Source organism: Simkaniaceae bacterium (assembly GCA_021734805.1).
Lineage (GTDB): Bacteria > Chlamydiota > Chlamydiia > Chlamydiales > JACRBE01 > Amphritriteisimkania.
On the sequence record JAIPIG010000002.1, the window covers coordinates 39,597 to 57,871 of the forward strand.

Sequence of the window (18,275 nt, forward strand, 5' to 3'; positions counted from 1 at the left end):
ATAAAGATTACTTGAAGGGTTTTATGTGCTTCGCATCTCTTCATTTCGGCATTATCTAGACTTTGCAACTCAATTAGTGGGGCCGCCTGCCTCGGTCTTTGCGCATCATGCGCTCGACCTATGGTCGAACTGGGAGATTATTAACTCCCTAGAGAACAAATATCTCGGGGCCTTCGGGTCCACTAATTGAGTTACAAAGTCGAGATAATCTCGTTAAAATAAAAACCTCCCGTAGGATTGGTTTTAAGGTTTTGAATATAAGGTTGAACAATAAATTGAGCAGTCGGATGAAATAAAGGGATAATTGCCGTTTCCTTGAGTAAAATAGCCTCAGCATCATTAAGTAGTTGTTGCCTTTGGGCAAAGTGATATTCAAACATTGATCGATTTAAAAGAGCAATAAATTCTTCCGATTCCCATCCCGGATAATTTTTAGGATTATCGCGATAGGCAAAGCGTTCAAGTAAGTTGACCGCATCAAAATACTGAGCAAAACAAAATGTTAAAGCGAGATCGTATTGTCGATGAGCTAAGTTATTGATCAGTAATTTGGGCTCATTGGGAGCAAGCTGGATATTGATCTTTAAGGCGTTTTTAAGCTGCTCCTGTAAAATACAAGCGACTTTGTAAGATAGCTGATCGGTTGAGTAGGACAAATTTAGCACCTTTAGATCACTCATTTGGATTTTCAGCTCATCAAGAGCCAAAGCAAGATGTTTTTGGGCAAGCAAACAGCGATGTTCATAGGTATCATGGTGATTTATAAGCTCACTTTCAGTGTTACATTTTCCTCCAAGAATGGGAGGGATGATTCCAAGTGCAATTGTTTGAGGATCAAGCCCTATCCCGGTAACGAGTTGGTCTCGATCAATAGCATAAAAAATTGCTTTGCGAAAGTGCCAATGATTCAGAAGAGGGGATTGTGTATTGATGCTTAAATAATGAGTTCCGGCTAGGGGTTGGAAGTGCAAATGATGTTCCCCTTTAATGTGTTCAATCACATCGATAGGAAGAGTTGTAAAAGGAGTTCCAATGAGGTCGAGTTGTTTGAGTTGATACATTTCATAGGCAGTGAGGGGGTCTTCAATCAGTGAAATTGAAATTCGATTGAGGAGAACTTTCTCTTTTTCCCAATAAATGGGATTTTTGACGAGTTCAAGACATGAACCGGGCTGATATGATTGAATGGTATAGGGACCTATACACGGACAGCCGGTTGGTAGATAAAACACTTCATCCAATTGATTTTCGAGATGCGAAGGAATAGGAAAAAGAGTGCAAAATGAAGTGATTTCTAAAAAAAAGGGGGCCGGATGTTTGAGTGTTACCCGGAGCGTTTTTTCATCAATTGAGCGTACTCCTACTTGATCTAGGGGAATTAATCCTTCTTTGGCTTCTTTTGCATTTAAAATAGGGTAGAGTAAAAAAGCGTTGGATGAAGGGAAACTAGGAGATAAAATAGACTTCCAGCTCAATTCGAAATCGCGTGCGGTAATGGGTTGTCGATCAGGCCAATAAGCATCTCTTAAATGGAATGTATAAATGCATTTGTCTTTAGAGATCTCAATATGATCGGCAAGTCCTAATGCTGCCGTTTTTCCGGGGAGCATGCGAGTTAATCCTTCCGATAGAAAGAATTGAAGCGTTGCAGAGGTCATATCACCTGCGCGGCGCGGATCAAAGGTAGAAGGGGATGAGGTTAAGTTAATGCGAAAGGGGCGCTCTTTTTCTTCCGCTTTAGGTTTTTTCGAGCAACCCGGTGTCATCAAGCAGCAGATAGAAAGGATAAATAATGCGACCCAATGAGTCATAAGCTGTTTTTTCATCATCGTTTAAAGCACAGGTGATGGGATAAAATCGATAAAATCAATATGAACCGATCCAATAGGTGAAATATAAAAATTTTTAATTTGAGGATTGATCAAGAAGACAACATTAAAATGGTAAAGGGGCGAGATGGGCAGATCTTCCATAAAGATGTCTTCAGCCTGTTGATAAAGTTTCATTCGCTCATTAAAGTCATAGATTGATTTAGATTGTTCGATCAAATCCGCGAAAGATTGGCTAGACCAATTAGAGTAGTTCTTAAAATGCGTTTTAGAAGTGTATCTTGATAAAAAATCGATGGGGTCATTGTATTGGGCAATCGCATAGCACAATGCAATTTGGTGTTTCTTTTTGCTTGTCGTTTCTAAAAAGTAGCCAAAATCTAATTCCTCAAGTTTGACATCAATATTTAGTGTAGACCGGATTTGTTCTTGGACAGCCTGGGCTATTTTGCGGTCAATTTCTGAGTTAATATGCGTTAAAACAATGGTTGGCAAATGGTTTTTATCCAAGTTCAGCTCTTCAAGGGCTTGGGTTAAATATCGATTTGCGAGTTGGGGGTCGAAGACGTCTTGAGAGGGCGCCATTTCTTGCATTCGCTTTTGGATAGGTGGGATGAGTCCATGTGCGATTTGTTCATCGAGTCCGGTAATATTTTCAATGATGGAGGCCCTATCAATAGCATGATGAAAAGCTCTTCTGAAATTCAAATTATTAAACAGGTGGTGTTCTAAATTAAACGAAAAGTGACAGGTTGCGGCAATCGGTTTTTGATGGATCAATTTCTTTTGACGCAAGTCATGCAAGGCTTCTCTGGGGATATTAGAAAAATATAGGCCGATGATATCGAGATTATTTTGTTCAAATAAATTGAAAGCCGTCATGTCATGAAGCACAAAGGAAATCTTGATTTCATCGAGGTGGATACGGGATGCATCATAAAAATAGGGGTTTTTGACAAGAGTGATCTGATCTCTTACGCGGCTCTCTTTTATTTTAAAGGGGCCATTTGTCACAATTTCATTTGTCAATAATTCCGCTCGATAATTTTCATCAAAACCGCGGGGATGATAGCAGGGGAATAAGGCGCAAAATGAAGTGACTTCTAAAAAATAGGGGGTTGCTTGTTCTAGTTCGATCACAAGTAAATCATCAGATATTGCACTGATGCCAACGTCTCGTATATCCACTAAGCCTTGTTTTGCCTTTTGAGCATTTTTAATTGGGTATAATAGTTGGGCGTTAGGAGCCGGAAAAGAGGGGGTTAGCATATCTTTCCACGATTTTTCAAAATCGTGTGCGGTGACTCTTTCCCCATTGCTCCAATATGTTTCTCTAATATGGAATGTATAGGTGCATTGGTCATCTGAGATATCAAAATGGTCGGAAACTCCAAAGTCGGTCGAAGAATGTGAGGAGTGCTTGGTTAATCCTTGAAATAGCATAAAAAGCATTGTAGAAGAAACGGGGTCGGAGCAGCGGCGAGGATCCACTGTAGGAATATCTCTGGTAAAATTCAAATGGAGTGTTTTAGGCGCTTCATTCCTTGTGATTTTTCTCTCTTTTTTTTGGCATGCAGATGATAAGAGGCAAAAACAAATGATTAGAATGAGATGCGTTGAAAATCGAAATAGATTTTTCATATAAAAAACCGCTTTAAAGGTTTGACTTTTCACTCTGTCGAGATTTTTTTTGTTCTTTAAAAAATCTTAATATAAAAGTTTAATTAGTGCATCTTTTTTTTGTAGATTTTTTCTAAACATTTTGGCAATGTTTGCTCTATTGTTGGTTAACGATGTCTTAATGATGAACGGGTTTGCTTTAGCTCTTAATAAGAGCTATCAAAAAATACTTTCTTTAGCTGCTTCAACAATAGCACTCTCAATGATGCTTTTTGACTCAGCGACCTTTCCCATTATCATTCCGACGCTGCAAAATGATCTTGGATTCTCAATGTTTCAAGTTCAATGGTTGATCAATTCCTTTTTCTTGTCGACAGCCGTTCTCGTGATTGTTTTTGGAAAACTTGCCGATATTATTGGGAGGCGGACAGCTTTTTGTATTGGTTTAGCGCTATTTGCTCTTGCTAATTTGGGGTTTGGATTTTCATCAGATTTTAAGATTATGTTGGTTGCGAGGATTGTGCAGGGAATTGCAGCTGCAATGCTTGGGCCAACGAGTATTTCAATTATTTTTGATGCATTCCCGTCTAAAGAGAGGGGCAGGGCAATGGGCATCGGAGCCGGTTTCAGCTCGCTCTTTATGTCCGTGGGACCTTTTTTAGGTGCTATTTTAATTGAATTTCATAGTTGGCGTGTCATTTTTTTATTGTTTTCTCCCCTAGCTGCTATCGGGATTCTATTGGCATTATTAGTCGTTCCTGAAAATAAGAAGAAGTTTGAAAAAATCGATTTTCTTTCATTCGTCTATATTGTTTTAGGTATTTCCGCTATTGTCATTGCCCTAATGCAGTTTAAAGTGTGGAAGGGGGGGGCTAATTTTAAAGCACTGATTGGGGTTGGTTTATTTTTCACTATTGCTCTTTATCGGAGAAATCGAAAGCAGGATGATCCGTTTATCGACTTTTCTCTCTTTAAAAATCGTTATTTCTCCATCGGTCTTTTTGTCTCATTTTTGACATGGGTATTGATGACAAATCCCATTTTCTGGTCAATTTTTTTACAAAAGTCCCTCCATTACACTCCGGTAGAAACGGCTTCATATATGGTCATATCCACCCTTCCTGTGATGCTGTTTGCACCGGCTTCAGGGTTGATGTATGATAAAATGGGCGCGCAAACTCCTATATTATTGGGGTTCATGAGTATTTTGATTTCAGTCTTTGTTTTGATTCTATTCACTCTCTATTATTCTATTTTATGCCTTGTTGTGGCGTTTTGTTGTTTTGGAATTGGAACATCTCTGATTTTGACTCCTATTAGCAATTTGTGTTTATCAAAAATTGCCCCTCATAAAAGGGGGCTTGCTTCGGGAATCTATAATACGATGCGGTTTTTAGGTTCTTCTTTTGGGGTCGCAGTGATTGGGTATATTGGATACCACTGCAGAATTAGCAATTATTTAAGAACGATTGAGCAGAATGCATCTCAATTGCCGCCAATGAGTTTTAAACATGCTTATACATTGATTCAACACCATCCGGAAACAATTGATCCTACAGCGCTTGCCACCTTAAAGGTGGCGGTCAATGGGGCATCTTTTGCGGGGTTCTCAGCCATTAATATTTTTAACGGCTTTATCGTCATATGTGCTCTTTTATTGACTTTAGTTTATTTGAAAGACTATAGAGAAAATAGTTAAACCGATTTGAACGGAGGCCAAGCTGCAATCTCCCCGCTCTAAGCGGAGGTGAGGCGGCCCAACCATTAATAGCTAATATTCCTTAACCATCAAAAAATCTCCTCTATTCATAGGTGAGTTTTTAATCGAGACCAAGTTGTGGTCTATTTACCGGGGAAGTCAATGAAGAATTTATTTAAATACATAATACTTACTTCTTTTTTACTCAGAGTAGGTCAATCTTTAAACGGGGCTTTTAATATTCAAGAGCTTCAAGCGCACGCAAGGGCTGTTCCCATTTCTTATGAAGAACAAGATATTGAAGTGACGTTTTCCCCTTTTGATCAATATCAACCGATGATTGATATATCGACATCGACTATAGTTCAAAACTTTGATGTGAAAGACCGCGTTTTATTGATTGGGTCTCAAGAAATGCTTCCCTTGCAGGTCGTTCCCATGGAGCAATCGCCCTCGCCTAATTCAGTTGAGGTGAGACTCGTTTTTCCTCAGCCCGGAAGTTTTGAGAAATCTCAAACGATCCGTTCTCAAATTCGTCTAATTGGGTTTCCTCTCGGAATCAAAACATATAATTCATCAGCTCCCAAGCTAAGAGAAAGCCGTTATGGCCAAAATATGAGAGTCATTATCGATAATGAGCCTTATTTTATTGTTAATTTGGATGCAGAGGATTCTGCAGATGCCAATTTAGACGTTTATCGAAAGACTTTGAGCTTTACTCTTCCAAAAACATTGGCAAACGGTCAGCATATTATGCGGGTCTTTCCGGTTCTTTCCTATGGTGAAAGTCTTAAAAAAAAGAATAATTTTGACGCGGCAATGTTTTATAAAATGACAAGATCGCCAACGATTCAACAAGACTTGACAAAACCCTATTTGACTTATAATGATCCTCAAGGGGATTTTGTTTTGAAAAATTCAAATGAACCGATTCTGCTCGATTTTTATATTTGCAATTGTTCGCTTGCAAGAGAAGGGTATAAAGTCCTTTTACATATCGATGATGAGGAGATGGGAAAACTCTATCAATGGAGCCCCTATCTGATTTATGGTCTTAAAGCCGGATCTCATAAAATAAAACTAGAGCTTTTAGGGCCTAATAATGAAAGAGTTCCGGGTGACTTTAATTTAGTTGAGCGCACGATTAATATCAAAATGAAATAAAAAGAAGAGGGTATACCATCTACGAATCAGGCACTTGATCAGTCTAAATATAAACTGGCAAGGCCCACATAAATGGTATAGACGAAATACATCGCCGACCCTCTAAAAAACTGTTAGAAGCGGAGTATGAGTGAGCAACTCACCTCCCGCAAACCTGATGGTGAACAAGCAAAATCTTTTTGCGGCAAGGTGAGTGATTAACTCGCTTTTTTATAGTGGTGCTTTTCCATTTTCGAGTGCTTTTCGTCAAGTTCATGGTATTCAATTGTCGAAAAAGGGGCGATAAAGTGATCAAAATAGTGTTTGATCTCAGAAATCGAATCGCACTCCCAAATCCACCATAACTGTTTCCCGGTTTTTTCTTGGCAGGACACAAGTAAAGAGCATCCACCGGGAACTCTAGGTAGAGCTTTATTCATATGCTCCCAAAAATGCGTGGCATCTTTGAGTTTGCATATCATTAAGCACTGCATATACCCTCCCTTCATTCTCCCATCTATTCCGGATATTATGTTTTAATTAATATTATTTCAATACTTATGTAATAAAAATTAATAATAATAATTTGTCTTGTTATTCAGTTTATTTTGATTTAAAACTGAATTAAGAAGGCTCTAATATAAGAAGGTAAGAATATGGCTCAAGCTTCTCATAAAGAAACGCTTACTATATTGGAAGCTGTGGATAATTTAACGAGCATGGCTGATGTTGATCTCGATGAATTAAAATCACAGAGAAAAATTGCCCTTGAAAAGCTTAAGGAAAAGGCTCAATGGCTCGATATCGAGAATAAAACCAATATGGAGCGGAAGATTAAAAAGACCTTTTCTGTTGTCCATGATTATATGAAACATATTGTGCAAAAAGATCCTAAAGTTTTGCAAGATATTGACGTTCAAAAGGGTATACAAGGAATTATGGGTCTTGCCCGTGCAGCGGCAGAGAGAATTGATGCCTTTTATCAAATTATCGAGCCTAAAAAGAAGTCATCTAGAATTGTCGATTTTAGTGAATATCAGTCACTAGAAAATTTCTATCAAAAGCAGGTGATCAAGAAATTTGAGCAAGTTCTGGAGTCTGATGAGTGGTTTAATGAATTTGCTCAAGCCGACCGAACATCTCATGAGATTTTTGCGCGTAAAATTAAAGATATCGATGAGGTAAAAAAAGATAGCGGATATGAGCTCCTCTATATCAAAAAGGAAAACGGCAAGCCATTTATAAGCTCCCAACTTCTTAAGAATATGAAGCTTATTACTGAGTTTGATGAGATGATCATTGATATAGTTGGGGATGATCCTTTGATCTATGTCAATATTATTAGGGATCGAGATGCTATAGTGACAGCCAATGAAATTGTCCATTCTGTAAAGAGTGAGCTCAACAAATTTGTCAAAGAGGCGAGAATTCATCCCGAAAATAGTCTTGCTCAATCCGTATATAAAGCGATTATTGCGCTTTTAGCCGCTGCAAATAAAGAAAACATGATCCGCAGTAAACGCCAAAAGAGCTGTTTAGCCTACTTTAGAGACTTCCATTACTATTTGAGAGAGGCTTTAAATAATGAGGAGTATATCCGGCTTGCTGAAGGCCATACTCTTAAAGATCCCTTTGATAAATTGGCAGTGCATTTGATTCATCAATTATGTGGGCATTTCTTTCTCCATGCCGGGGATCAGACGGAAAGTGTTGAGTTTATCAAGCAAATGATTAAAAGGGGGCAATTAAAGAAGCCGACATCGCATCGATTTTCAATGTGGAGTTGGATTCTTGATTGTTATGATTCAGTACAACATCTTCTCAGTCATTATCCCAATGGCCCTTTGATGAAGTCCTTGGATGCTTTCAGAGAAGAAGGGTATAAACAGGGCTATACACCGATTGATCAAGATAATTTTCCTTGCGAGCTTTTTAAATTTAAATCGGCCGGACATCAGGCGATCTGTATTAGACTTCCCTCTCCAACTTCTCAAAAAGTGATTAACAAGGCAAAAATTGTTGATGAGTTTAAAGGATTCATTCGGTTTTTTTCAGAAACGAAAGATCATCAGAAGCTGCTCATTTTCAATCTTCAAGATAGAACATCTTGGCAAGAGCATGCTCGAGCGGAGTCGTTAGAAAAACTGCAGGAAGATCCGGAATTGGCAGCGCACTTAGTTGTCATCTCAATTCCAAAAGACACAGACTTTTATTTTCAAGCAAATGAGTATGTAGACCTCAATGAAGCAGGTGCCTTTAAAGAACAAATGCTGAGTCAATTAAAAAAGGGCGAAGCTTGTGGTTTTTATTTTCCCAAAACGATGAATCAAAACAAAATGCACTCTTTTGTTGAAAAAGCCGTTGAAGCGATTCATAAGGTTTTTTTTGATGAAAAAAACATTCTTACCCGTAAAAATCGCCTTGATTTCATCGAAATCCTCTACCACTTCATAGAGCTATATTTCATTTTTACTCTAAAGCCGGCTCTCATCAGTTTTTCATGTAAAGATGCAATTGATACGGGTGCTTGCGCAAGTTTTGGCCTCTATGGGTTTTTAAAGCTATTACTTCCTGAGCTCTCTTGGAGCGAAGAAGAAAAGGACTTAGCGCTTAAGTTGATTTTTGCTCCGGCGCTTTTGGTCCGTGAGCGTAATGTTGAAATTCGGCGCCTCAGTCGTATTATTAGTATTTTAGCCCTAATCAATTCGGAAAAAGACGTTCATAAAAAAGCCTTTGCCGATTTGACAAAGTCGCTCTTTCACAATGAGGGGGTGACGAATATAGAGCTCTATGGCGCTAATTATTAACTCACCTTTAGTTTTGGCTGAGGTCTTCCGGGATCATGGAAAGGGACTTGAACTTGCCTCCCATGTCTTGAAGAAGGGTGCGCCATAAGTTTTCTAAAGGGACCTGAAAGAGATATTCTTTCGTTGCCGGATAAGTATACCAGCTTCCCTCCATAAATTCTCGTTCGAGCTGTCCCGGGTTCCATCCCGAATAACCAAAACAGAGGAGAAGTTGCTGCGATTGCTCGGCAATTGTCTTTTCTAAAAACTCAAGATCTCCTCCAAGATAGATATCCTCACTGACTTGGAGCGTTTGATCGGGGATATCTTTTGAAGTGTGAAGGAGCATCATTTGCATTGGTTGCATGAGCCCTCCGGAGCGTGTCGTGATGTTCTCAAGAGAGGGGAGTTCCGATTCGATTAATAGGGGGTCAAGCGTGTCAACCTCAAATGGCTTATTGACTGCAAGGCCGAAAGATCCTGCCGGAGTGTGATCACAGAGTAAAAGAACACTCCTTCGATAGAAGGGGTGATCGATTTCCGGACTTGCAATTAAAAACAGTCCTTTTTGCAGATGATTAAAACTCTCCTCATTCATCATTGATTACACTCACCATTTTGTTGATTGATGGCATCCATCAGATCTTGATTATACAATTTAAGATTATTATAGAGGGCATCGACGCGCCGCATGAGTTCTGAAAAATCCTTTTGAAAGGATGGCGTGCGTAAAATGCGGTCGGAATTTAGAGAGCCTTCCGCTTTTTCAATCAGCATTGAAATGCGGTCCATTGCCGCATTGATCATGTCGACTTGATTCTCAAAATAGTTTTCAAATTGAGCAGGCGTTTCAACTGAATCGAGGAAAGAGGCATATTTCGTGCGGGTTCTTTGCCACTGTTTGTTGAGATTAAAGAGAAGCCCATATTGATTGACATCATTCATTAAAGTATTGGCTTTGCTGAGAACGGCATTGATTTGAAGATATGCGAGATCATCCATAAAGAGTTTGCCAATGGTTCCTCGGCCGCAAGCCACTTCTTTTGAGATTTCACTAATGGATTCACTGGCGTCTTTGAAGTTTCTGATCATAACGCCCGCATTTTCAAATGAGTTCTCATTTTCTAAAGTGGTGAGGGCGGTTTTAGTTAGATCCATTGTATCGGAAAAGGCATCAACGGCGTGTTTGAGATCAGAAACGAGATCGAGTTGATTGACCCGATTAACGGTTGTTGCAATCCCGCTCATAGCATGATCAAATGATTGAACGGCGGAGCTGAGAGAATCTTCATTTTGATCAAACCAAGAGACAATTTTATCAACGGCGATTCCAATTTTTTCGGCAAGATCTTTCATTTCATTAAAGGCCCCTTCTAGAGGATCGGTCGACTGGGCATAAATAGGAGTGTTATCCGTTACGAGTTTAGGGGGCATATGTTTGGTGGGAGCCCTTGGAATAATGGCAATCGATTTATCACCGAGCAGACCTGATGTTTGAACAGTGAATTCATCTGTTGTGAAGATGTGGATGTGTGAGTCCACGTGAAGAATGAGTTGGTAGTAATAAACATTCCCCCATTGATCAATAGGTTGCTCTCGGGCGTCGGGAATAGTTTCAATCTGAACCACTTCACCAATTGGCTTGCCGGCAAAAACAACCCGAGTTCCGACAGAAATTCCATTAATATTGGAAAACCGGACAATCAGCGTTTGCTTCCCATCACCAACAGATGGCTCAATAAAAAGGATAATCCCTACAATAAGAGAGCAGGCGATTACCACAAAAAGGCCAATCAGCATATTTTTTACCTGCTCATTCATATTTTTTTCTCCTAAATTCGGAAGGGTCTCCGCTAACAATTTGCTTTAATGCCTTAATAGTTGGATGATCAATTTCTATAAAGACTTCCGGTACATCAATATGCACAACTTTACCATCTTCGACGAGTGCTAAGCGATCCCCAACAACGAGAGCTGAAACAATATCGTGGGTTACGACAATGCTCGTTGCCTTTAATTCTTTTTGTGTTTTAACAATTAACTCATTGATTTGCATGGCTGTTACGGGATCAAGGCCGGTCGTTGGTTCATCATATAAGAGATATTTAGGGCGATAGACAATTAAACGGGCAAGGCCGGCTCTTTTTTTCATACCGCCTGAAAGATCGGAAGGCATTTTATCTTGGGTGCCACCAAGACCAACCATAGCAAGGGCTTCTGCGACTCTCTCTTTAATTTCATAACGAGAGTAGCGCTTTCCCGTTTCAGGATTACCATGGGACTTCAGATGAAAGGCCGTATTTTCTTCGATATTCATTGAGTCGAAAAGGGCAGCCCCTTGAAAGAGCATCCCCATATGACTAATGGCCTTATAGAGTTTGGGTCCTCGGATATTTGTAATATTTATTCCATCGACTAAGACATAGCCCGAGTCGGGTTTTGTGAGTCCGAGAATGTGCTTGAGAAGAACACTTTTACCGACGCCTGATTTTCCGAGGACGACAAGTGTTTCCCCCTGTTTGACTTTTAAATTGAGCCCTTTCATCACTTGAAGGAGACCAAATTCTTTATATAAATCCTTCACTTCAATCATGAGAGCCACCTATTAATTTCAGCTTTAACAATGTTGAGGCCCATAGTAATAAAGAAGTTAAATAAGAGAATACATGTATAGCAAATCACCACGCAGGTTGTTGTCGCCCGGCCTACACCTGCAGCGCCACCTTGAGTTTTAATCCCTTTATAACAACAGATGGTCACAATGAGAGTTCCAAAGACCACGGATTTTACAAGTCCAACAAAGCAGTCAAATGGTGTCATATAATGTTGCATTGGATCAAAATAGTTAACGGGCGGCATTTTAAAAAAATAGACGGCAAGTAAGTAACCGCCGAAAATTCCCATGATGACGCTAAAAACGGTGAGTAGGGGAAGCATGATTGTTCCCGCAATAAACCGAGGCGCAATGAGATAGCGGTGGGGATTAACAGACATCGACTGGAGCGCATCGATCTGTTCCGTGACGTTCATTGTGCCGAGCTCGGCGCACATGGCTGCGCCAACGCGGCCGGTAATCATAAAGGCTGTGAGTACCGGACCTAGTTCCGTGATCATCGCTTTTCCGACCATAATCCCCGTTGCACCCGCAAGTCCTTTATCTGCAAGTTGATAAAAGGATTGGGCTGCAAGGACGAGACCTGTTGAGCATCCGGTCATCGCCACAACGGGCAGTGACATCACGCCGATTTCATATAGTTGTTCTCGAATAGAAGACCACGGCGGGGGACGGCGAAGCGTGGCAGTAATGACCTCTATGATGAGGACAATATACTCACCTATTGACGTTAAGAACTTTAAACGCTTTCTGAGATGCTCCATAAATTGGGTATTTACCCAATGGCATCTTATTTTTAAATCAAAAAAAGAAAGAGGGTGCCACTTCAATCAAAGGGCACCCTCTTCGACGTTTAAAATCTTATACCGGAATCAGTATAGTTATGCTCCTGCAATGACAGAAGACATTCCGGCAATAGCTTGTCGAATTGCTTGAAGCGCAGTGTCATGCAACTCCGAGAGGCGGCGATCCGTCATTTGTTTAGAACTGTTATGTTCATTGAGCTTCTCGCGTGCAGATTCAATGCCATATTGGTTTTTTCCGGCAATTTGTGCCTGCTCATGACTGGATCCAAGAGAACCGAAGGCCTCTGCAATAGATCCACCGACATGACCCGCCGTTTCATAGGCTTTTTTCCATCCCTCATTTGTTTCTCCACCGGCAAGAACTGAAGCTGATCCTAAAGCAACAGCTTTACAAAACTTTCCGGCAAAATCATACTTACCATGTTCTTGATGTGTATGTGATTGTTTGCCATAAGCAGCAAGGGAGGTGAGTTCGGCTTCTGCAATTTCGCGTTGTTTTTGAGAAAGGAGTTTTCCCGAATCCCTAAGAGCCTCAATAAACAGTTGTGTGATGAGCGTAATTAAACCCGTATTATGTTGCTCAGGTAAAGGTTGGATATCAGTGACTTGTCCACTTGGAAGTGAGAGGTTGACTTGTTGAATGCCTGACATAATGGATCTCCTTATATAGTGTTTTTAAGCTCCTAAACCGGCAGCAAGAATTCCTCGATGAATATCGGCTCGATTGCGTAAAAAATCGGAAGAGGCTTGGTTGATTTGTTTATCGAGATTAGCTGTCGCTTTAAAGCGATTTAAATTGTCTTCTATCTTTTGAGAAAGGATGACTTTGTCACCTTCATGTAATTCTCTTTTGGCTCGGAGCTCGTCAATATCATATTGAATGCTTGCGGTATTCATCTGCATGACACTACTCATAAGGGTCTGCGTGAGCGAAGCGATATCAAAGATCTTATTGGCAAGGTGTGTGCGGTCAGTCGATTGGAAGCCAAGCCCGCCTGCAATGAGTCCAATGGAAGAGGCGATTAAAGCGATAGCGCCGGTTAAGGTCTCCGAATATCCAAGGGATTTAAGGGCTTGAGCCGCAAGTGTTGCCGATCCGGTAAAGAGGAGTGTATAACCGAGATTGCGTGCCGATTCGGTAGGGCTTGCAATCATCAACCCCCCACCTACGATTTGGACTGAAGACAAGAGGCAGATGGTCATATCTTGCCAAAAATCATTCGTTTGAAGATGGGTCTTTTTTTCGTCGATTGCTTTGATTGTTTTGAAATGTTCGCTTTCAGCTTTAGATAAATGTTCAGAAAAGATTGAGCGCATTTGAGCCGTATTTTGAAGGGCAAATTTTTTGTGCTCTTCGGAGGAGTTCAAAATATCAAAAAGCAATCCTTCGATTGTCTTTGGTTGAGTCTCTGTAGTGGCCGGTTGATTTTGCGCTTCTTTGGCATTGAGAATGCGAGTGAGGCGATCGGCATGTGTGGTTGGTTGAAGTTTTTGGGGATGGGTAACGGCATGGATGGGGTCAGGTGAGGGGAGCATTGGGCGATTAAAAGGAGAATGAGCGGGAGCTCCCGGAGCCGCCGCAAATTGAGCATCGTCCTTGGGGTGTCTTTTTTGGAGCTTTGTGATCGGCGTTGATCCGGATGGAGGGGTAATATTAGTCGAGGGGAGGGTGAGATCTAATCGCCTGAGAGAATTCATTTCTTGTCCTTGGTTAATGCAAGGGTTGACTTAACTGAGGCAATGTGCTCGGCAAGATCGGTTCGATCTTTTGCCAATTCAAGGGCCAGCATAAGAGCCTCTTCTGCCTCCTGATTTTTGCGCAGGGAAAGCAAACACTCTGCAGCATGCAAGTGGGGAAGTGGATCATTTTCTTGGAACATGATTGTCATATACCACGCAACGAGCGCATTTTCATATTCTCTCATTTGTTGAAGTGTTGCGGCAAGGCCAAACCAGTTGCGCCCTTCTAAAGGTCTTGCAATGACGAGCTTATGGAAAAGAGGTTTGGCTCTTTCATAGTCTCCCACTCCGTATAAATTGTGCCCAATGGTATAGAGTAAAGAAGCATCTTCAGCTGAGAGATCTTGAGGATCCATAGATCCGGTCTCTTTGACCGATTTGCCAATTTTTTCTAAGGCAGCTTGGAGGATCACCTGTTTATTTTGAGTCATCTGCGTTTACCCACGAGGGATTTGGTTTGCAACCATTCGATCGAAGGTGCGTCCTGCCTGTTTGACAATCTCACCCATTGCTTTGAGTAAAAGAGTGTTCATTTCCAGTGTCTGAGTTAATAAAACATCGAGTTCGGGAAGTTTAACAGATTCTAGGGAACGGGATAGGGCGTTGCAGTTTGCAATGGTTTGCTCAACAGCTTGGGGGATAATCGTTGAATGATCACTTGAAAGAGGAATAAAAAGGTCATCTGAGTTCTTAAGAATATAACCAAACTCTTCGCGGTATTTCTCCCAAATGGCTGTGATCTCTTCAATGCCTTCTCGATATTGAGTGTAAAACGCGTCCTTATCTATGGTGCCGTCTTTAATTTTCTCTAGGCTTTGATTGAGGCTGGAAATCATATTAAGGAGCTTTCTGTTATCAATATGGGTTTCACGGCGCTCTATTGATTGTCCTTGGAGTTTAGACAGAGTAAAATCATCCATGCTATGAACGGCATATTCAGTCGCTGAGTAAAGAGATTTTCTTCTAGAAATTTCAGTGATGCCTTCAATGGGTTCAGCCATAAATACTTTCCTTGAATTTTTTTAAAAATGCACTTTCTGCTGAAGGAATTATAAATGACCCCCAAATTATATACAAATAGAGAATCGATTATCTTGAACTCGGCTTTGGAAAGCCGCAGCCGCTCTCTGAACCCTCATTTTTGTGTAAGATGAGTGATTAAGGAAGTGTAAATTTTTCTTATGGTTTTATACACAAAAAGTGTATACAGATCTTCACAACTCAGATGGAGGTGATCTATGGAAAGAAGCATATCAAAGAAAATTTTTGAAAAATCTCAGCAAGTCTTTCCCGGTGGGGTTAATTCTCCCGTTCGATCCTTTCCCGGACTCGGGATATCGCCTCTTGTGATCAAGTCGGGAAAAGGCGATATGATTACCGATTTGGATGGGTATAAATATATTGATTTTTGCATGAGTTGGGGGCCTTTAATTTTAGGTCATAGCCATCCTGTAGTGATCAAAGCAATTCAAGAACAGATTGAAAATGGGACGACTTTTGGGATTGCGACAGAGGAAGAGCTCCTTTTGGGTCAGTGGGTTATTGATCATGTCGCATCAATTGAAAAAGTTCGTTTTGTTTCAACCGGAACGGAGGCAACCGGAACGGCGATTCGTTTAGCCCGCGCCTTTACAAAACGGAGCAAAATCGTCAAATTTGACGGAAACTATCACGGTTCTGTCGATTCATTATTGATTAGAGCGGGATCTTATTTGCGCAATCACATTCCTGAGGCTTCCTCAAGTGGAATTCCAAGCGAATATATTCAATCGACAGTGACGCTACCATACAATGATCCGATGGTATTCAAAGACTATTTTTCAAAGCATGGCGATGAAATTGCCGCAGTGATTGTCGAGCCCATTGCGGGGAATATGGGGGTAGTTCCTGCATCGGGTGAATTTTTAGGGACGCTTAGACAGCTCACCATTGAAAAAGGGGCGCTTCTTATTTTCGATGAGGTAATTACCGGTTTTCGCGTAGGTCTTGACGGTGCGCAAGGACTTTACGGTATTGAGCCTGATCTGACTTGTTTTGGTAAAATTATCGGTGGGGGGCTTCCCGCAGCGGCAATTGGGGGTTCAAGAGAAATTATGGATTTTTTAGCTCCCAAGGGGGATGTCTTTCAAGCGGGAACTTTATCGGGATGTCCTGTTGCCATGAGAGCAGGCCTTGCAACACTTCAATGTGTAAGCGCGCCGAAATTTTATGAAAAACTCAAACAAAAAGCAGATGTTATTACAAAACCCGTACACGAATTTATTACGAAAAATAAAATAAATGCATGTGTACAACAAGTAGGGTCGATGTTTACACTTTTCTTTGGAGCAAAGTCGATCAAGACCTCAGAGGATTTGAACCAACTCGATGCCGAAACGTTTAAGCGCTTTTTCCAATACTTATTTGTGAAGGGAATTTATTTCCCTCCATCGCAAATGGAGGCGAGTTTTGTTTCAATAGCCCATGAAATGGCCCATTTAGAGAAAACGCGCGATGAAATTCTAAAATTTTTGCAGGGATTGTTACCTCAATAGATGACGAAGTGGCTTTTTAGTTGTTATATCTTTTTTAGCTCGATCGTTCTGTTTGCGACAAGTTCGCCGCAAACATTGGAGAATTGGGTTCATTTTAAAGAAGGCGCTCCTCATCGCGTGGGTCTTCTTCATATTTCAAAAGACCATCCGATTGATCAATCAACTTTGTTATATGTGCAGCTCGCTCTGAGGCACTTTAAAGAGAAAGGGGCTGCTTGTGTTATTTTAAATCTCGACACACCGGGAGGGGAGGTCTTCTCGGCAATGAAAATAGCCTCGCTATTTCATACGTATAGCGTGATTGAGGATATGCCCGTTATTGCCTATATCGACGATTGGGCCATTTCGGCAGGAGCTCTACTGGCGTATTCATGTCCCATTATTGTGATCAACCAATCGAGTATTATGGGAGCTGCGGAACCGGTCCTTATGGGAAACGGCGAATCTAAACCGGCCGGTGAAAAAACGGTGTCGGCTTTGCGCGCCGAGTTTGCTTCAACGGCTCAGCTCTATCAAAGAAATCCGGCGATTGCAGAGGCTATGGTTGACAAAGATCTTATCTTAGTCAAGAGGGGAGATGAGATTATCGGTCTTCGCGATCAAAGTGGAGTCAAGCCGGAAGATGAGGTGGTTTTCCCTGAGAAAAAGCTGCTTACCCTACGTGCTTCCGAATTAGAATCTTACCATATTGCAAATTACTTTTTGCCAAGCAATCAAGCAAGTAGCGTGCTTGATTTGCCCTTTTTTAAAAGTATAGACGGGATTGAAACGCTTGAATTTGACCATTGGAAGGTTGGGTTTTTTGCTTTTCTCACACATCCCGTGATCGCTTCAATCTTAATGTTTGCCCTCATCGTTGGTTTTTATATCGAGATGAGTACGCCGGGATTTGGGTGGCCCGGAATTATTGCACTTTCTGCTTTAGGGCTCATTTTACTCACGCAATTTACCCTTTATACGGCCAATTATCTCGAGTGGATTTTGCTCGGTGTCGGAAGTGTTTTGATCCTGATTGAACTCTTTTTTATTCCGACATTTGGGTTTATGGGGATTTTGGGAATTTTGCTTGTTATAGCTTCTCTTTTTTTACTTTTTGTTCCCTATATCGATGCGATTGATCTCGTGACATTTCGTCTTAATCCCTTTGAAAAAGAAGTTCTTTTTTATCGCTTGAGTTGGCTCATGTTATCATTTATTTTGGCATGTGCCGTTGTCATCATTCTAGCTAAAATCTTCTCTAAAACATTGTTTCCCAAATACCACATTATTTCTAAAGATTATCATGAAACGCCTAAAGCCTCTTTTGAAGTGCATTCGGGAGAAGTCGGCGTTGCGCAAACGATTTTAAAACCTTCGGGAAAAGTTGAAATTGCCGGTCTTATATATGATGCGGTTACAGAGGGACAATTTCTCGAAAAAGGAGAAAAAATCATTGTTCTTCGTCAAGAAGGTGAAAAACTTGTCGTTAAACGTATTCAATAAATAGTTTCGACGATATAATTTC

At 40.8% G+C, this 18,275-nt stretch carries 16 protein-coding genes; 5 read left to right on the forward strand and 11 right to left on the reverse strand.

Annotation, left to right across the window (positions count from 1 at the left end; genetic code table 11):
• Positions 1 to 191: 191 nt before the first annotated feature.
• Together K9M07_00725 and K9M07_00730 are read right to left on the reverse strand one after the other, a co-directional pair.
• The gene (locus K9M07_00725) at positions 192 to 1,829 is read right to left on the reverse strand and encodes a peptide ABC transporter substrate-binding protein (GenBank protein ID MCF7851746.1); all 1,638 of its coding nucleotides are present in this window, start codon (positions 1,827 to 1,829) and stop codon (positions 192 to 194) included.
• A 3-nt stretch (positions 1,830 to 1,832) separates the two neighbouring features.
• The gene (locus tag K9M07_00730) at positions 1,833 to 3,470 is read right to left on the reverse strand and encodes a peptide ABC transporter substrate-binding protein (GenBank protein ID MCF7851747.1); all 1,638 of its coding nucleotides are present in this window, start codon (positions 3,468 to 3,470) and stop codon (positions 1,833 to 1,835) included.
• Between the two features lie 127 nt (positions 3,471 to 3,597).
• Between K9M07_00730 and K9M07_00735 the strand changes: the two genes are divergently transcribed.
• Complete coding sequence (locus K9M07_00735; GenBank protein ID MCF7851748.1) at positions 3,598 to 5,148, forward strand: MFS transporter; 1,551 nt, start codon at positions 3,598 to 3,600, stop codon at positions 5,146 to 5,148.
• A 162-nt stretch (positions 5,149 to 5,310) separates the two neighbouring features.
• Positions 5,311 to 6,312 carry a hypothetical protein gene (locus K9M07_00740; protein ID MCF7851749.1) on the forward strand — a complete coding sequence of 334 codons (1,002 nt, stop codon included), beginning with the start codon at positions 5,311 to 5,313 and terminating at the stop codon, positions 6,310 to 6,312.
• A 197-nt stretch (positions 6,313 to 6,509) separates the two neighbouring features.
• On the opposite strand, the gene K9M07_00745 is transcribed toward K9M07_00740, so the two are convergent.
• On the reverse strand, positions 6,510 to 6,731 hold the full coding sequence (locus tag K9M07_00745) for a hypothetical protein (GenBank protein MCF7851750.1): 222 nt from the start codon (positions 6,729 to 6,731) through the stop codon (positions 6,510 to 6,512).
• A 216-nt stretch (positions 6,732 to 6,947) separates the two neighbouring features.
• Between K9M07_00745 and K9M07_00750 the strand changes: the two genes are divergently transcribed.
• Complete coding sequence (locus tag K9M07_00750) at positions 6,948 to 9,098, forward strand: hypothetical protein (GenBank protein MCF7851751.1); 2,151 nt, start codon at positions 6,948 to 6,950, stop codon at positions 9,096 to 9,098.
• Positions 9,099 to 9,105: 7 nt separating this feature from the next.
• Here K9M07_00750 and K9M07_00755 read toward each other — a convergent pair whose 3' ends face one another.
• The 8 genes from K9M07_00755 to K9M07_00790 all read right to left on the reverse strand — a co-directional run bounded on the left by K9M07_00755 (position 9,106) and on the right by K9M07_00790 (position 15,238).
• Positions 9,106 to 9,675, reverse strand: a complete 570-nt coding sequence (locus tag K9M07_00755) for a YqgE/AlgH family protein (GenBank protein ID MCF7851752.1) — start codon at positions 9,673 to 9,675, stop codon at positions 9,106 to 9,108.
• Positions 9,675 to 10,898 (reverse strand): MlaD family protein, encoded by a 1,224-nt coding sequence (locus K9M07_00760; protein ID MCF7851753.1) that lies wholly within the window; start codon positions 10,896 to 10,898, stop codon positions 9,675 to 9,677. Before K9M07_00760 ends, K9M07_00755 begins: the two co-directional genes overlap by 1 nt.
• Positions 10,891 to 11,670 (reverse strand): ATP-binding cassette domain-containing protein, encoded by a 780-nt coding sequence (locus K9M07_00765; GenBank protein ID MCF7851754.1) that lies wholly within the window; start codon positions 11,668 to 11,670, stop codon positions 10,891 to 10,893. The genes K9M07_00760 and K9M07_00765 overlap by 8 nt, the downstream gene beginning before the upstream one ends.
• Positions 11,667 to 12,455 (reverse strand): ABC transporter permease, encoded by a 789-nt coding sequence (locus K9M07_00770; GenBank protein MCF7851755.1) that lies wholly within the window; start codon positions 12,453 to 12,455, stop codon positions 11,667 to 11,669. The genes K9M07_00765 and K9M07_00770 overlap by 4 nt, the downstream gene beginning before the upstream one ends.
• A gap of 117 nt (positions 12,456 to 12,572) precedes the next feature.
• Entirely contained in the window at positions 12,573 to 13,148 is a 576-nt protein-coding gene (locus K9M07_00775) for a hypothetical protein (GenBank protein ID MCF7851756.1), read from the reverse strand.
• A 24-nt stretch (positions 13,149 to 13,172) separates the two neighbouring features.
• A complete protein-coding gene (locus tag K9M07_00780) occupies positions 13,173 to 14,195 on the reverse strand; it encodes a hypothetical protein (GenBank protein ID MCF7851757.1) in 1,023 nt (340 codons plus the stop codon).
• Positions 14,192 to 14,668, reverse strand: coding sequence for a hypothetical protein (locus tag K9M07_00785; GenBank protein ID MCF7851758.1), 477 nt, complete (start codon positions 14,666 to 14,668; stop codon positions 14,192 to 14,194). The genes K9M07_00780 and K9M07_00785 overlap by 4 nt, the downstream gene beginning before the upstream one ends.
• A 6-nt stretch (positions 14,669 to 14,674) precedes the next feature.
• Entirely contained in the window at positions 14,675 to 15,238 is a 564-nt protein-coding gene (locus K9M07_00790; protein MCF7851759.1) for a hypothetical protein, read from the reverse strand.
• A gap of 237 nt (positions 15,239 to 15,475) precedes the next feature.
• Between K9M07_00790 and hemL the strand changes: the two genes are divergently transcribed.
• Positions 15,476 to 16,771: a glutamate-1-semialdehyde 2,1-aminomutase gene (gene hemL / locus K9M07_00795; protein MCF7851760.1), complete on the forward strand. Its 1,296-nt coding sequence runs from the start codon at positions 15,476 to 15,478 to the stop codon at positions 16,769 to 16,771.
• Positions 16,772 to 18,253: a hypothetical protein gene (locus tag K9M07_00800; GenBank protein ID MCF7851761.1), complete on the forward strand. Its 1,482-nt coding sequence runs from the start codon at positions 16,772 to 16,774 to the stop codon at positions 18,251 to 18,253.
• Positions 18,254 to 18,275: the final 22 nt, after the last annotated feature.

Excerpts from the sequence above, each read along its gene's own strand:
- K9M07_00725 (MCF7851746.1), bottom strand. The coding sequence starts at position 1,829 with ATGATGAAAAAACAGCTTATGACTCATTGGGTCGCATTATTTATCCTT.
- K9M07_00730 (MCF7851747.1), bottom strand. The coding sequence starts at position 3,470 with ATGAAAAATCTATTTCGATTTTCAACGCATCTCATTCTAATCATTTGT.
- K9M07_00735 (MCF7851748.1), top strand. The coding sequence starts at position 3,598 with ATGTTTGCTCTATTGTTGGTTAACGATGTCTTAATGATGAACGGGTTT.
- K9M07_00740 (MCF7851749.1), top strand. The coding sequence starts at position 5,311 with ATGAAGAATTTATTTAAATACATAATACTTACTTCTTTTTTACTCAGA.
- K9M07_00745 (MCF7851750.1), bottom strand. The coding sequence starts at position 6,731 with ATGAATAAAGCTCTACCTAGAGTTCCCGGTGGATGCTCTTTACTTGTG.
- K9M07_00750 (MCF7851751.1), top strand. The coding sequence starts at position 6,948 with ATGGCTCAAGCTTCTCATAAAGAAACGCTTACTATATTGGAAGCTGTG.
- K9M07_00755 (MCF7851752.1), bottom strand. The coding sequence starts at position 9,675 with ATGAATGAGGAGAGTTTTAATCATCTGCAAAAAGGACTGTTTTTAATT.
- K9M07_00760 (MCF7851753.1), bottom strand. The coding sequence starts at position 10,898 with ATGAATGAGCAGGTAAAAAATATGCTGATTGGCCTTTTTGTGGTAATC.
- K9M07_00765 (MCF7851754.1), bottom strand. The coding sequence starts at position 11,670 with ATGATTGAAGTGAAGGATTTATATAAAGAATTTGGTCTCCTTCAAGTG.
- K9M07_00770 (MCF7851755.1), bottom strand. The coding sequence starts at position 12,455 with ATGGAGCATCTCAGAAAGCGTTTAAAGTTCTTAACGTCAATAGGTGAG.
- K9M07_00775 (MCF7851756.1), bottom strand. The coding sequence starts at position 13,148 with ATGTCAGGCATTCAACAAGTCAACCTCTCACTTCCAAGTGGACAAGTC.
- K9M07_00780 (MCF7851757.1), bottom strand. The coding sequence starts at position 14,195 with ATGAATTCTCTCAGGCGATTAGATCTCACCCTCCCCTCGACTAATATT.
- K9M07_00785 (MCF7851758.1), bottom strand. The coding sequence starts at position 14,668 with ATGACTCAAAATAAACAGGTGATCCTCCAAGCTGCCTTAGAAAAAATT.
- K9M07_00790 (MCF7851759.1), bottom strand. The coding sequence starts at position 15,238 with ATGGCTGAACCCATTGAAGGCATCACTGAAATTTCTAGAAGAAAATCT.
- hemL (MCF7851760.1), top strand. The coding sequence starts at position 15,476 with ATGGAAAGAAGCATATCAAAGAAAATTTTTGAAAAATCTCAGCAAGTC.
- K9M07_00800 (MCF7851761.1), top strand. The coding sequence starts at position 16,772 with ATGACGAAGTGGCTTTTTAGTTGTTATATCTTTTTTAGCTCGATCGTT.